The following is a 14952-nucleotide window of genomic DNA, read 5'->3' as shown; positions in this document are numbered from 1 at the left end:
TTTCACTTGCCGCCTTGTTACAGCTCAAATGATTTATGAAATACTCTAGATTAAAAATTCAGTAAAAATCACTTCGATTTTCATTGAGTTTATCGTGCTATCCCAACACTTTTGCCATTGCATTTGTCACTTTACTGAGTTGCTCGGGGGTGATGATATACGGTGGCATTACATAAATCAGCTTGCCGAATGGGCGAACCCAAACACCATTTTCCACAAATACTTTTTGTAAAGCGGCTGTGTTTACGGGCCGCTTCATTTCAATTACGCCAATTGCACCAAGAATGCGCACATCTGCAACACTAGGGTGGGATATTAAAGGCATCAATTCAGCCTTAAGTTGTTGTTCGATATCGGCAACTGTTTCCTGCCAAGGGCTATTGAGTAATAAGGTCAAACTGGCATCCGCTACAGCACAGGCGAGAGGGTTACCCATAAAGGTTGGCCCATGCATAAAACAACCTGCTTCACCATTGCTAATGGTTTCTGCCACATGGCGAGTTGTGAGGGTGGCTGAAAGTGTCATATAACCACCTGTTAGTGCCTTACCTAAACACATAATATCGGGTGATATATCAGCATGCTGGCAAGCAAACAATTTCCCTGTACGACCAAAACCAGTCGCAATTTCATCAGCAATCAATAGCAAACCATACTGATCGCACAAATGGCGGACTCCCTTTAAATATTCAGGGTGATAGATGCGCATACCACCGGCACCTTGGACGATCGGCTCAAGGATGATCGCTGCAATTTCATCACTATTTTCGGCAAGTTGTACTTCAAGAGGATGCAAATCGGTGCTGTCCCATTCGTCGTAAAAACCGCATTGAGGCGCTTCCACAAAAATATGCGGAGGTAAATACCCCTTATACAGGCCATGCATTGAATTATCAGGGTCACAAACGGCCATCGCACCGAAGGTATCTCCATGATATCCATGACGTAATGTGAGGATCCGCTGGCGCTTTTCCCCTTTGGCTTGCCAATATTGCAATGCCATTTTTAGAGCAACTTCAACCGCCACGGAGCCGGAATCGGCAAGAAAGACACATTCCAGCGGCTCTGGTGTGATGGCAACCAATTGCTTACATAGGTTCACTGCGGGTGGGTGGGTGATCCCGCCAAACATCACATGGGACATTTTCGCTAATTGCGTTGTTACCGCTTGGTTTAATACAGGATGATTGTAACCATGAATAGCAGCCCACCATGAAGACATACCATCAATTAATTTTTTTCCATCGGCCATGATTAGCTCAGCGCCATGGGCTTCAACTATCGGATAAGCCGGAATTGGTTGGCTCATCGAGGTATAAGGGTGCCAAATATGTTTGGCATCAAACTGAATATCTACATTATCCATTTGCTATTATCGTCAACTTTTTTAGATCATTTTAGTTGACATGATAGTCGCAATATTTAAACTGGCAACAACTTTTTCAACTGGAGAGTTTCCGTGAGCCAATTAAAACAGTGGACAATAAAACAAGCTAATGAACTGTTTTCAATGCCTTTTTTTGAATTATTATTTCAGGCACAGCAAATTCATCGCCAACATTTCGACCCGCAGCAAGTGCAAGTGAGTACGTTGTTATCGATTAAAACCGGGGCTTGCCCTGAAGATTGCAAATATTGTGCGCAAAGTGCGCGCTATAAAACAGGGCTAGAAACTGAAAAGTTAATGGAAGTTCAGCAAGTGCTGGAATCCGCGAAAAAAGCGAAGCAAGCAGGCTCAACCCGCTTTTGTATGGGGGCTGCGTGGCGGAATCCGAAAGAACGCGATATGCCTTATCTTGAGATGATGGTAAAAGAAGTGAAGTCATTAGGGATGGAAACCTGTATGACATTAGGGATGATTGATAATTCCCAAGCTCAACGCTTAGCAGAAGCTGGGTTAGATTATTATAACCATAACCTTGATACCTCTCCTGAATACTACGGCAATATTATTACGACTCGCAGTTATCAAGACCGCTTGAATACACTCGAAAATGTACGAGATGCAGGGATCAAAGTCTGCTCTGGTGGGATTTTAGGTTTAGGTGAGAAAGTCAGTGACCGAGCGGCATTATTAGTGCAATTGGCAAATTTACCGAAGCCACCAGAAAGTGTGCCGATCAACATGTTGATGAAAGTTGAAGGAACCCCAATGGCCGATAACGAAGATGTCGATGCATTTGATTTTATTCGCACTATTGCCGTTGCACGTATCATGATGCCAACGTCATACGTTAGGCTATCGGCAGGTCGTGAATATATGAATGAGCAAACTCAGGCATTATGTTTTATGGCCGGTGCGAACTCCGTATTCTATGGGTGTAAATTATTAACGACGCCAAACCCCGATGAAAACAAAGATTTAGCACTATTTAGAAAACTGAATATTAACCCTGAGCGAATTGAAACTGACGAAGGGGATAACCATCAAGCTGCTAAGTTAGCCGAAACGCTGTTAACCGCTGATAACCATCAATTTTATAACGCAGCAGTATAATGACTTGGCAATCATTTATACAAAACCAGATAGAGCAGCGTAAACAGGCTTCTATCTGGCGTCAACGGCGCTGTATTGATAGTGCTAATGGTCGTTCACTTTTTCTAGCTGGAAAAGAATTTCTTAATTTTTCATCCAATGATTATTTGGGGCTATCTCACCATCCTCAAGTAATTGCCGCGTGGCAACGCGGTGCTGATGAATATGGTGTGGGAAGTGGGGGATCGGGGCATATTACCGGGTTCACCAAAGCACATGATAAATTAGAGCAAGCGCTCGCTGATTGGCTAGGCTACCCGAAAGCCTTACTGTTTATTTCAGGTTTTGCTGCGAACCATGCGGTGATCACGGCATTAATGACGGCAAATGATCGTATTTTAGCGGATAAACTTAGCCATGCATCGATTATGGAGGCCTCGATTCATTCAGGGGCCCAATTAAGGCGCTTTCAGCATAATAATCCTCTATCACTTAATAAGTTAATTCAAAAACCCGTTTCAGGAAAAACGCTTGTCGTCACGGAAGGGGTTTTTAGTATGGATGGTGATAGTGCTCCCCTTCAACAATTGCAGGAAATCGTTAGAAATCAGCAAGCTTGGTTGATGGTTGATGATGCTCATGGTGTTGGCGTTATCGGAGAGCAAGGCCGTGGCAGCTGTTTTGCGAGTGGAATTAAACCTGAAATTTTAGTCGTGACATTTGGCAAAGCATTTGGTTTAAGTGGCGCAGCGGTGCTGTGTGATGAGCCAACGGCTGACTATTTTGTACAGTCCGCACGTCATTTAATTTATAGCACGTCAATGCCACCCGCTCAGGCTGTCGCACTGCTAGCAGCCGTTGAGCAAATTAAGCTCGCAGAGCACGCAAGAGAAAAGCTTAACCAACATATTAAATATTTTAGACATAATGCTGACTTTGATGGTATGCAGCTAACTGATTCAACCACGGCCATTCAGCCACTAATTGTTGGTGAAAACCAAGCGAGCCAACAGTTAGCCAATTTTTTACGCAAAAAAAACATTTGGGTGCAAGCGATCCGACCGCCAACAGTTCCACCAGGGAGTGCTAGGTTACGGATCACGTTAAGTGCTGCACACCAACGTCAAGATATCGATCAATTATTGGAGGCTTTACATGACTTTATCGCTCAGTCGTGAAAAGCATAAAATTGCGGCGGCATTTGGCCGTGCGGCTAAAAGTTATGACGCAGTGGCAAGTTATCAACGATCAACAGGAACACAACTGCTTGGTCAACTGGCTTCAGCCTTAAATCACTCACAATCAACGGTGCCATTGCATATCTTAGATGCAGGGTGCGGTACGGGGTATTTCAGCCATAAACTGAAAAATCAAGGGCATCGCGTCACCGCATTAGATCTTTCTGTGGGAATGCTCGAAATGGCGCAAACGAAAGCCGTTGCCGATCATTATTTATGTGCGGATATAGAATCCATTCCATTGGATCCACAACTCTTTGACGTGGTTTTTTCCAATTTGTCGGTCCAATGGTGCCAAGATCTGAGCAAAGCATTAAGCGAGTTATATCGAGTGACAAAACCGGGGGGAGTAGTGGTGTTCACCACACTTGCAGAGCATTCTCTGACAGAATTATCCTCAGCTTGGCATTCACTTGACGGCTATTCACATGTGAATGCCTTTCTCAGTGTTCAGCAGATACGAAATAGTTGTCAGCCATGGAGACATGAACTTATTTTTCAGAAGGATACACTCCATTTTCCTGAGTTAATAGCGCTGCTTCATTCACTGAAAGGGATTGGCGCGACACACTTGACCACGAAGCGTAAAGCGGGGCTAATGACCCGCCAGCATTTGCAGCAACTTGCTTTGCTCTATCCAATGACAGAACAAGGCTTACCTTTAACTTATCATACGGTGTTTGGAGTGCTTTACCGTGACTAAAACGTACTTTGTAACCGGAACGGATACTGAGGTCGGAAAAACTGTGGCGAGCTGTGCTTTGTTGCAAGCCGCGGGAAAACAAGGCTGGAAAACAGTGGGTTATAAACCAGTCGCATCAGGAAGTGAACGCACGGCAGAGGGGCTACGTAATAGCGATGCGTTATTATTACAAGCCAATAGTCAGGTTAAATTACCCTATGAGGCGATTAACCCGATTGTATTTGAGGCGCCAACTTCACCGCATATTATCAGTGAAGAACTAAATCAACCCATTGAATTTTCAGTGATAAATAAAGGCTTGGCTTATTTGAAGTCCCAAGCTGATTGGCTATTAGTGGAAGGTGCTGGTGGCTGGTATACCCCGCTATCCAGAGAAAAAACGTATGCAGATTGGGTGATTGAACAGCAGCTACCCGTTATTTTAGTCGTTGGGGTTAAGTTAGGTTGTATAAATCATGCACTGTTAACCATGGAGTCTATCAAAGCTTCAGGTTTATCTGTGGTAGGCTGGGTGGCCAATGAAGTTGAACCCGCAGGTGTTTTCCAAGCGCAATATTTGTCGACACTTAATCGAATGATTAAAGCACCTTGTTTAGGCGTGATCCCGCACCAAAAAACACTTAGCGGCAAATTAGGACGCTATTTGGATCTTTCTTTATTAACTATTTGATTATATAAAAATAGACATGTTTTCCCCAAGCAGCGCTAATGGCTTGGGGTTGATCGATTGTTAAATAAAGATCCGATCTTTTTTAACGTTCTCAACTTAAATACTGTCAAGTTTTTCAGTAAAAATACCACTCAGATCTTAATAAAAAAGATAAAATCTGTTTTTCATCGTGGTTACTACGTAAAAATTTTTTCATTAAACTGCCATCTTTTTGTCATTTAGCCTTCATTGAACAAATCTTCAAGATCTCGTGAATCCATGAGCCGAAAGGGCTTCAAGAGTTATCCACCATTTCTGTGGATAACCTTGTGTATTAACGTTATAAAACAAGTTCTACGCTAGGTGGCAAGCGGCTTTGACTTTATTTGATGTGATTCTGGACTTTAAATTAATCTATAATAAATACAAATGGTTAAATAAAATCAAGACTTCAATTTGTATTTGAGATACGGCATAAAAATGCAATAGCATAAAATATAAAGTTTCAAAAAGGTCAAGTACTTTTTTGGGGATAACATTTTTATAAACATATTAGAACGGAGAATAACAGAAAATTTAGCTTCAATACTTGAAGCTGGTTTTTTATCCAGTATCATAATGGGAGAAACTAGTTAAGGGGCGTTAATATGAGTAAGGATTTTAAGCTGTATTCTGATTTTCAGCCGGGAGGGGACCAGCCCGAAGCTATCCATAAGTTAAGGGAAGGGCTACAAGATGGACTTGCTCATCAAACTCTATTAGGCGTAACGGGGTCCGGTAAGACGTTCACAATTGCCAATGTTATTGCGCAAGAGAACCGGCCTACCATGTTAATGGCACATAATAAAACCTTAGCTGCACAGCTTTATAGCGAAATGAAAGCCTTCTTTCCAGATAACGCGGTGGAATATTTCGTCTCTTACTATGACTATTATCAGCCAGAAGCATACGTTCCAAGCTCAGATACTTTTATTGAAAAAGACGCCTCTGTAAACGAACACATTGAGCAAATGCGTCTATCTGCAACCAAAGCCTTACTCGAACGCCGAGATGTGATTGTGGTGGCTTCTGTGTCCGCTATTTACGGTTTGGGTGACCCGGATAGCTACTTAAAAATGATGTTGCACCTCACCGATGGCATGATCATCGACCAGCGCTCAATTTTAAGGCGTTTAGCGGATTTGCAATATTCGCGTAATGACCAAGCTTTTACACGAGGGACTTTTCGAGTCCGTGGTGAGGTTATCGATATTTTTCCTGCGGAATCAGACGAATATGCCTTACGTGTAGAGCTATTTGATGACGAAGTTGAACGGTTGTCATTATTTGACCCATTGACAGGGCAAATACAGCATCGTGTTCCCCGTTTTACCGTTTATCCAAAAACGCACTATGTCACACCAAGAGAACGTATTCTTGAGGCCATGGAACAGATTAAGGTTGAATTGGCAGACAGGCGAAAAGTATTACTGGAAAACAATAAATTACTTGAAGAACAACGCATTGCTCAACGAACACAATTTGACTTAGAAATGATGAATGAGCTCGGTTATTGTTCAGGTATTGAAAACTATTCACGCTACTTATCGGGTCGTGCTCCTGGCGAGCCACCACCGACATTATTTGATTATTTACCTGCTGATGGCTTACTGGTGGTGGATGAGTCTCACGTTACTATTCCGCAAATAGGTGCGATGTACAAAGGGGACCGTTCAAGAAAAGAAACCTTAGTGGAATACGGTTTTCGTCTCCCTTCTGCATTAGATAACCGCCCTATGCGCTTTGAAGAATTCGAGGCTTTAGCGCCGCAAACTATTTATGTGTCGGCAACACCGGGTAACTATGAGCTCGATAAATCAGGCAATGAAGTGATTGAGCAGGTTGTTAGGCCAACAGGTCTACTTGATCCGATTATTGAAGTTCGCCCAGTTTCTACGCAAGTGGATGATTTACTATCTGAAATTCGTATTCGTGTGCAAAAAAGTGAACGTGTGTTAGTGACCACCTTAACAAAGCGCATGGCAGAGGATTTAACGGAATATCTTGAAGAGCACGGGGAGCGAGTGCGTTATCTTCACTCCGATATCGATACAGTGGAGCGCGTGGAAATTATTCGTGACCTGCGACTTGGCGAGTTTGATGTACTAGTTGGGATCAACTTATTAAGAGAAGGTTTAGACATGCCAGAGGTATCTCTGGTGGCTATTTTAGACGCGGACAAAGAAGGTTTCTTGCGTTCGGAACGTTCGCTGATTCAAACCATAGGGCGTGCGGCCCGTAACTTAAATGGTAAGGCAATCCTCTATGGAGACAGGATCACCAACTCCATGCAAAAAGCGATCACAGAAACAGAGCGTCGCCGTGCTAAACAAATGGCGTTCAATGAAGAACATGGCATTGTTCCGCAAGGTTTGAATAAGAAAATCGGTGATATCCTGCAAATTGGTCACAAAGTGGGCGGTAAAGGAAAAAGCCGTACGAAAGACAATGGTAAAAATAATAATTCGGTTGATATTCAATCACTGTCGACAAAAGAGTTGGAGCAACGGATTTCACAGCTTGAAGCGCAAATGTATAAGCATGCTCAAGACCTTGAATTTGAAGCGGCTGCGCGAGTCCGAGACGAATTGCAGGAGATACGCTCTCAGTTTATCGCTAATTCCTAATTTTCATCATTTTCCTCATACTTCACGCTGTGGGGGTGTTGGCTACGTTTAGTCACTCGGGTCATATGCTCCCCGAGCTGCCTTCACTTGCCGCCTACCCACAACGCAAATTATTTTGAAAGTAGATTTAGTGGAAATACGGGAAACATAGGGCTAATTTTAGGGAAAGTTTTCCGCTGCGAGTATTTAGCAGCGGAATGGCAGGTGGGGGGTTATAACAAGTTGATGGTTTCTTCGATGGCTTGTAGTAACAGCTTTCTATCATGACGATATGGGATATCGTCTGCTTCGAGTACTCGTTGGATTATTTTGCGTTCTGGGCTGATATTGCTTGTTTGTGTCCGTGGGCCAAGGATTAACGCATCAATTTTTTGGCAACCAATATAATGTTCCATCATTTTTAGTTTGTCAGGCAAAGACAGGTTTGCTGCAGGGGAGCTAATTTCTTTCGCTAAATTGCCAATATAAATCATCGGAGCTTTACATTCGCGCAGTGCAGCCGCAATTTCATCCAAAAGCAGTAATGGCATTAAACTGGTAAAAAAACTGCCAGGGCCGATAATAATTAAATCTGCTTGGTGAATGGCTTGTAAGGCTTCTTTCGTCGCCTTGACGGTCGGGTACAAACGTAACTCTTGTGGGATTTCATGTAAGGCATCAACATTCACCTCACCGTATACTTCATTGCCCATTTCATCGATAGCCATTAAATCAACAGGGGATTCCGACATTGGGATCAACTGCGCATCAACTTTTAGCATATTACGGATAAGATTTATGGCCTCTAGCGGGCGCACACTTAGGTGGTCTAATGATTTTAACATTAAATTACCTAAATTATGGCCTGAAAGCTCGCCATTACCGCTGAAACGGTATTCAAACATCGCTGAAGCAATAGACGGCTCAGTAATTAGCTGATTTAAACAGTTACGCATGTCTCCCCAAGCGATCCCGCCTTCGGAACGACGAATACGACCTGTCGAGCCTCCATTATCGGTTGTGGTAACAATACCCGTTAAACGAGAACCTAAAGAAGAAAGTGAAGACATCACGCGACCAAGTCCATGCCCGCCACCTAGAGCGACAACATGCCTGAGATCCGCCAGACTGCAATTCGGCATAGTGTTCCTATATCAGTTAATTTCCAGTACTTATAAAAGCAAGTAAACCAGCGAGTTACGAATGCGGTTTTTTACGCTAAAGCCCGTTTTATGGCGACTAAAATAAATTGGGCATTAATCTACCATAAAACATCATTCTTAGCTTAAGTACTGTGACAAAAAACAATAAAAGAGATGATTCTGTATTGATGTGGGCCTTAGACGGAAAAATGCGCGAGAGAGTTTTCATTTCAAATTATTATCTATATTATGTAAATAATTCTCATTTTCATTGTTTATTTTATGGATCAATATGTCTGATTCAGAATTACAGCGCCTGTTTGCTCGCCATTCGTCGTCGTTATGTCGTTATCTGAACATCTACCTTAAAGACCATAGTTTAAGTATGGATATTACGCAGGAAAGCTTTGCTCGGTTGGCCGAGTTGATGAAAAACCCTGCCATTCAAGATTTTGATGCTTATTTGTATCGAATTGCGAAAAACCTGATGGTCGACCATTTCCGCCTACAGAAAAAACAACGATTAATGGCTATCAGTGACCAACAGTGGGAAGAGATCCCATCGCGGGTGAAAGGCCTAGAAGCCACTGTCATTCATGATCAACAACTAGAACAAATTCAAAAAATTATCCAAACTTTGCCATTCAGGACTCAGGAGATATTTCGCTTGCATCGAGAAGAAGGACTAACCCAAACGGAAGTGGCGCAGCATTTAAATATTTCATTAAGTACAGTCGAAAAACATTTAGCCAGTGCATTGGCAATGCTAATTCATAAATGGAGAGACTAGTCATGAAGCCATCTGATAGTCCATCTGAAATTGAAAACAAAGCCGCAATGTGGGTTGTGAAAACAACGCATCGCGAGTTGACATCACAAGAGAATGCAGCGTTCCAGTCTTGGCTTAATGCGTCAGAACAACATGCATCAGCTTACTTCCGTGCTCGGCAATTATGGGCACTAACGGCGAATAAACCACGACAAAAAACAGCTGAAAATCAACAGGGAATGAAAAAAAAGAGACGCCCTCGCTATGTTGGTTTATCGATCGCCGCGGCTGTGCTAGTGAGTGTGTTATCCATGTCAATTTGGTATTTTCAATATACACAGCAAGTGGATTACTATGCGAAAACCGGTGAAATACAGCATATCACCTTACCGGATGGTAGCCGTGTAGATCTCGACAGTGGCGCACAGTTGCAATTAGCGTTTAATTCGCAGTACCGGCAAGTCAATTTATTACGGGGACGCGCTTACTTCACCGTCGCACCAAAAACGGATACGGAACCAAGGCCTTTTCAGGTTATGGCGAAAAATGGCATAACTCAGGCGCTTGGTACTGAATTTTCAATTGATAATGAAAATAGCGAAGTGGTGGTCAGTGTTTATCAACACAGCGTAAAGGTGTCGCTATTATCAGGGCAGGAAATGCTTATTCCAGCAGGAAACTTCACACAATATCAATCAGAGATAACGCCTATGGCTTCCATGGTTAATTCGCATTCTACAGTGTGGCGCGAAGGGCAAATTATTTTTCAACAGCAAATATTTCCAGAAGTTATTGCTGAAATAAATCGTTACCGTGACAAGCAAATTATTTTATTGGCTGAGGAGCCAGTAGGGCACATTAGTGGTGTATTACAGATTAACGCACTCGATAGTGGGCTGACGCATCTGGTGTCATCGTACGGTTTATCCGTTTATGAAATCCCATTTTTTACTTTAATCTATTGATTATGAATAAGTAGTATAGATATTAAGTGATACCGAATTATTTTATAAAAATTTATTTACGGGTTTTCCTAATTTTCGCGTCTTAACCTAAGTGATTATGATTTTTATTACCATTATCATTTTAGGGATGGGAAATGACTCAAAAAAAGCACCACTATAAAAAAGCGACACTTTGTGTTCACCTTGCATTATTTACGTTACCTGCATTTTCATTTTTTAGTCTAGCACAGGCAAACTCAGCGGTAGCACCTGCACAACAGGAAATCATATTTTCTGTTGCTGCGGGTTCGCTTGAAAACAGCTTGCTGCAATTCGCCCAGCAAGCAAAGGTAGAAATTATCATTCAGAGCCGAGAAGTGAATGGTTTACAAACTCAAGGCTTGAAGGGGAGTTTTACGCTACAGGAGGGGTTACGTCGATTAATTGCTTCAAACCCTGTGCAATATCAGTTGCAAAATAACCGGATAACCATTGAGCGTATCGCGCCTGCTACCAGTGATTCAGTGATCAAATTGGATAATATTACTGTCACAGCAAGCCAGCTCCAACAAGGGGATTGGGTATATAGCAGTCCATCATCCGTCAGTGTGATTAGTAAAAAACAAATTGATGACCGCCCACCAAAGCACATAGCCGATGTGTTAGAACTCACGACAGGCGTCTATTCGAGTGTTAGCCAGCAAGACCCTTCTTTGTCTGTGAATATCCGTGGGATACAGGATTATGGTCGCGTGAATATGAATATCGATGGCATGCGGCAAAACTTTCAAAAAAGCGGACACGGTCAGCGCAATGGTTCTATGTATATCGACTCAGAACTGCTTTCTGGAGTGGAAATACAGAAGGGCAATACGAGTGGGATGGGGAGTGGTGGAACTTTAGGAGGGGTGGCGACTTTCAATACTGTCAACGCGTCTGATTTTTTATCGAAAGATAAAACCTTTGGTGGGAAATTGCATGCGAGTACAGGGTCAAATAATACGCACTTTATTGGTAGCAGTGTGCTGGCATTAGGGAATGAAAAAGCGGATTTACTGTTTGCGGCAAGCGAACGGCGCCTTGGGGATTATAAACCGGGAACTCACGGTAATATTGGTAATATACGAGTCAACAATGGGGCCGGACATTACGATGAACTTGCACACCAATTAAAACACACTCGCATTAATGACAGTAATTACCGAATGACCTCTTATTTGGCAAAAGCTGGTTGGAATATAAGTGATGAGCAGCGTTTGCAATTTAATTACTTAGAAACCAAAGTGGCAACGCCAAATGCAGGAACATTAACGAACTTAGGTGGCACATGGCCCTACAAGTTAGGGTGGAAAAGTAGCGGTTTCAGTGATGTAACCGCCAAAAATTATTCTCTTGATTACACTCAATTTAGCGATAACCCATGGAGCACTGAGTTAAAGGGAAAAGTGTATTTTGTTGATACTAAAGACAATACAGACACCTATTCCACGAGCCAAATTTATAATAATGGCTACCAGATGGATACTCGAGTCAAAACGGTAGGGGTACAGCTTGAAAATCATTCAGAAATTGAATTTAACCATAACAATGTATTAAAAGCGCATTATGGTTTGGAAACCTTCCAAGACAAAGCGAGTAGTAGTTCAACACGTGAAGCAGCTAGTGGCGTGACACCGGACGGAAAACGTTCATTGAGCTCATTATTTACTAATTTGGCTTATGAATACGATGATTGGTTAACATTAGAAGGGGGAGTGCGTTATGACTACTATTCTCTCAAAGGCCAAACCAGTATGCGTTATGGCGTACTTCCTTATACCAAAGACAACCCATGTACAGGCAGAAGGTTACGTGATTGCAAAGTTGTTATGACGACTGAGAATTGGGATGTTGATAACTCAGAAGGGGCATTTTCACCCCACATTCGCTTAGCGGTACGTCCTAATCTTGAGTGGATGGAATTATTTACCAGCTATGGGCGATCATGGCGCCCGCCAGCTATTACAGAAACGTTAACCACAGGTAGTGCTCACAGTAGTTCGACCCAATTCCCGAATCCATATTTAAAACCTGAGCGTTCAAATGCTTGGGAAGTGGGAATGAACATCAATTATCCGCAATTATTTATCGAAGAGGACCGATTTGTGGCGAAAATCGCCTATTTTGATACTCGAGTAGATAACTACATTAATTTAGCGATTGACCGTAAAAAACCCGGAATGGTTAGCCCTAATATTGGTAATGCCGCATACAGCAATAACTTGGTTGCAACCCGTTTTAGAGGGTTTGAATACCAACTGAATTATGATGCAGGCTTTGTGTATGCAGACCTGACCTTTACCCACATGATCGGCAAAAATAAATTCTGTTCACGGCCCGCATGGTTAGGTGGCGTATTGAAGTATGGCGAAGATGTTGGTCCCGGTAACTGGTATGTTGAGCCAAATGAGGCATCAAATAACCATGTGGATTGTGATAGCAGCGCTATTTTCAGTAGTGCTGCGAACTTACCTGGAGATCGCGGTTCCTTTACATTAGGTGGGCGAGCGTTTGACAGAAAACTCGATGGGGGAATGGTCATTCGCTTTACACCTGGTTTTCAAGACTATTCAACGGGCTCTAATTCCCCTTACTTAGCCGATTGGCCTAAATATACACTGATTGATTTATATGCAAGTTATGCATTAACCGACAATTTAACTATTCGTGGAAATGTTGAGAACTTAACCAATCGAGCGTATGTGGTTAGTTATGGGGAAAGTTTGGCTAATACATTAGGTCGAGGTCGAACAGTGTCGGGAGGGATAGAGTACCGTTTCTAAATACACGTCATACTTTACGCTGTGGCGTTTTGGTTAATAAATTTTGTGCCTTACTATTTATTTTTAATTGATATGCCAATTATTTAATTTGAAATACCGGTTTTGATAAGCGTTAAGTGCTGTTATTTACAACGTAAACAATTAGATGGGGAGCTTGCTCCCCATTTTAGATCTATATCAATAAATGTTTAATTAAATAGTTAGAGATGTTAATCAATTAACATGAAATTATGCGGTTTAAAGCGTGTTAAAACAGAAAATTGTCAGTGATAATAATAGCTTCGGTGATCCAACTATGTTTTTCGTAAGTCGTTGTATATAATAGTATATATCGAATTGTAATTCGCTTTTTCAATTTCTATCGGCTAGAATCCTTACATAAATTAAGTGAACAGAGTGGCGTATTTTATAGTTTAAAATCAGTAACTCGGTTCCAAATAAAACTCCTAGCCTTTGCGTCTAAGTTTGAACGACTGAATATGATGCACTGGCCGTGGCCTAGAGCCACCAGGGTGCAAGATAGAAATGTCTGCATCTCCCGTACTTGGAAAGGTGTGATTATGCAGCAACTTGTCGATCAATTTGACCGGAAATTTTACTATCTTCGGCTTTCTATAACAGATGTTTGCAACTTTCGTTGCACATACTGCCTACCCGATGGCTACAAGCCAAGTGGTCGTCATGAATTCCTAACACTCGATGAAATTCGTCGTATTAGCACGGCATTCGCAGAATTAGGCACAGAAAAAGTGCGTATTACGGGCGGTGAGCCGACTATGCGCAAGGATTTCAGTGATATTATTGCTGCCATCAATGAAAATGAATCAATCAAAAAAATAGCCGTGACAACTAACGGCTATCGTATGGCGCGAGACGTGCAAGAATGGAAAGCCGCAGGGTTGAACGCGATTAATGTGAGCGTTGACAGCTTAGATCCACGCCAATTTGCGGCTATCACAGGGCAAGACAAATTCTTTCAGGTGATGAAAGGCATTGATGCTGCTTTTGAAGCAGGCTTCGAAAAAGTAAAAGTTAATGCCGTGCTCATGAAAAATGTCAATGACATTGCGTTGAAGTCATTCCTAAATTGGATCAAACACCGTCCAATTCAATTACGTTTTATTGAACTCATGGAAACCGGTGATGGTAGTGATATCTTCCAACGTTTTCATATTTCAGGTGAAACTATTCGCGAACGTTTAATCGAAGAAGGCTGGTATATGCTTCCTCGTTCTCGTAGTGATGGGCCAGCGCAAGTCTTTAGTCATCCAGATTACCAAGGCGAAATCGGGCTTATCATGCCGTACGAAAAAGATTTTTGCCAAAGTTGTAACCGTTTACGCGTTTCCTCATTAGGAAATCTGCATTTATGTTTATTTGGTGAAAATGGCATTCCGCTTCGTGATTTATTGGGCGCAGATGATCAAAACGAAGCGTTGAAAGCCCGTATTCAGCGAGGCTTACACCATAAACGAGAAACCCATTTTCTGCATATGGGTGATAGCGGAATTACACCAAATTTATCCGTAATTGGCGGTTAATCCTTTTTTGATTTCAGGAGAAA

The 14952-nt window shown here is 42.2% G+C and carries 11 protein-coding genes and 1 riboswitch; of the genes, 9 read left to right on the top strand and 2 right to left on the bottom strand.

Features of this window, described 5'->3' with window-relative positions; genetic code table 11:
* Positions 1–97: 97 nt before the first annotated feature.
* Positions 98–1366 carry an adenosylmethionine--8-amino-7-oxononanoate transaminase gene (bioA, locus tag PSF67_RS11150; protein WP_272676919.1) on the bottom strand — a complete coding sequence of 423 codons (1269 nt, stop codon included), beginning with the start codon at positions 1364–1366 and terminating at the stop codon, positions 98–100.
* 93 nt (positions 1367–1459) lie between these two features.
* On the opposite strand from bioA, the gene bioB reads away from it, so the two are divergent.
* The 5 genes from bioB to uvrB all read left to right on the top strand — a co-directional run bounded on the left by bioB (position 1460) and on the right by uvrB (position 7732).
* Entirely contained in the window at positions 1460–2497 is a 1038-nt protein-coding gene (gene bioB, locus PSF67_RS11145; protein WP_102138357.1) for a biotin synthase BioB, read from the top strand.
* Entirely contained in the window at positions 2497–3654 is a 1158-nt protein-coding gene (bioF, locus tag PSF67_RS11140; protein WP_239978855.1) for an 8-amino-7-oxononanoate synthase, read from the top strand. The genes bioB and bioF overlap by 1 nt, the downstream gene beginning before the upstream one ends.
* Entirely contained in the window at positions 3632–4417 is a 786-nt protein-coding gene (bioC, locus tag PSF67_RS11135) for a malonyl-ACP O-methyltransferase BioC (protein WP_272676918.1), read from the top strand. The genes bioF and bioC overlap by 23 nt, the downstream gene beginning before the upstream one ends.
* Positions 4410–5087 carry a dethiobiotin synthase gene (bioD, locus tag PSF67_RS11130; RefSeq protein ID WP_210848329.1) on the top strand — a complete coding sequence of 226 codons (678 nt, stop codon included), beginning with the start codon at positions 4410–4412 and terminating at the stop codon, positions 5085–5087. Before bioC ends, bioD begins: the two co-directional genes overlap by 8 nt.
* A 626-nt stretch (positions 5088–5713) precedes the next feature.
* Positions 5714–7732, top strand: coding sequence for an excinuclease ABC subunit UvrB (gene uvrB, locus PSF67_RS11125; RefSeq protein ID WP_102138361.1), 2019 nt, complete (start codon positions 5714–5716; stop codon positions 7730–7732).
* Between the two features lie 212 nt (positions 7733–7944).
* On the opposite strand, the gene PSF67_RS11120 is transcribed toward uvrB, so the two are convergent.
* Positions 7945–8853, bottom strand: coding sequence for a gluconeogenesis factor YvcK family protein (locus PSF67_RS11120; RefSeq protein ID WP_004909155.1), 909 nt, complete (start codon positions 8851–8853; stop codon positions 7945–7947).
* A 292-nt stretch (positions 8854–9145) separates the two neighbouring features.
* Here PSF67_RS11120 and PSF67_RS11115 point away from each other — a divergent pair, with 292 nt between their 5' ends.
* The 4 genes from PSF67_RS11115 to moaA all read left to right on the top strand — a co-directional run bounded on the left by PSF67_RS11115 (position 9146) and on the right by moaA (position 14929).
* Positions 9146–9643, top strand: coding sequence for an RNA polymerase sigma factor (locus PSF67_RS11115; RefSeq protein WP_102138362.1), 498 nt, complete (start codon positions 9146–9148; stop codon positions 9641–9643).
* A gap of 2 nt (positions 9644–9645) precedes the next feature.
* Positions 9646–10587, top strand: a complete 942-nt coding sequence (locus PSF67_RS11110; protein ID WP_210848330.1) for a FecR family protein — start codon at positions 9646–9648, stop codon at positions 10585–10587.
* Between the two features lie 134 nt (positions 10588–10721).
* Complete coding sequence (locus PSF67_RS11105; protein ID WP_272676917.1) at positions 10722–13388, top strand: TonB-dependent hemoglobin/transferrin/lactoferrin family receptor; 2667 nt, start codon at positions 10722–10724, stop codon at positions 13386–13388.
* A 431-nt stretch (positions 13389–13819) separates the two neighbouring features.
* A riboswitch (molybdenum cofactor riboswitch) is annotated at positions 13820–13959 on the top strand.
* The gene (moaA, locus tag PSF67_RS11100; RefSeq protein WP_102138365.1) at positions 13949–14929 is read left to right on the top strand and encodes a GTP 3',8-cyclase MoaA; all 981 of its coding nucleotides are present in this window, start codon (positions 13949–13951) and stop codon (positions 14927–14929) included. (Overlaps the previous riboswitch by 11 nt.)
* Positions 14930–14952 lie beyond the last annotated feature (23 nt).

The sequence above is a fragment of the Providencia sp. PROV076 genome (assembly GCF_028483405.1).
GTDB classification, from domain to species: domain Bacteria; phylum Pseudomonadota; class Gammaproteobacteria; order Enterobacterales; family Enterobacteriaceae; genus Providencia; species Providencia huaxiensis.
The sequence above is the reverse complement of the archived record's forward strand: the minus strand, read 5'-3'. Positions and strand labels throughout refer to the sequence as shown.

Excerpts from the sequence above, each read along its gene's own strand:
- bioF (WP_239978855.1), top strand. The coding sequence starts at position 2,497 with ATGACTTGGCAATCATTTATACAAAACCAGATAGAGCAGCGTAAACAG.
- moaA (WP_102138365.1), top strand. The coding sequence starts at position 13,949 with ATGCAGCAACTTGTCGATCAATTTGACCGGAAATTTTACTATCTTCGG.
- PSF67_RS11105 (WP_272676917.1), top strand. The coding sequence starts at position 10,722 with ATGACTCAAAAAAAGCACCACTATAAAAAAGCGACACTTTGTGTTCAC.
- bioA (WP_272676919.1), bottom strand. The coding sequence starts at position 1,366 with ATGGATAATGTAGATATTCAGTTTGATGCCAAACATATTTGGCACCCT.
- PSF67_RS11120 (WP_004909155.1), bottom strand. The coding sequence starts at position 8,853 with ATGCCGAATTGCAGTCTGGCGGATCTCAGGCATGTTGTCGCTCTAGGT.
- bioC (WP_272676918.1), top strand. The coding sequence starts at position 3,632 with ATGACTTTATCGCTCAGTCGTGAAAAGCATAAAATTGCGGCGGCATTT.
- PSF67_RS11110 (WP_210848330.1), top strand. The coding sequence starts at position 9,646 with ATGAAGCCATCTGATAGTCCATCTGAAATTGAAAACAAAGCCGCAATG.
- uvrB (WP_102138361.1), top strand. The coding sequence starts at position 5,714 with ATGAGTAAGGATTTTAAGCTGTATTCTGATTTTCAGCCGGGAGGGGAC.
- PSF67_RS11115 (WP_102138362.1), top strand. The coding sequence starts at position 9,146 with ATGTCTGATTCAGAATTACAGCGCCTGTTTGCTCGCCATTCGTCGTCG.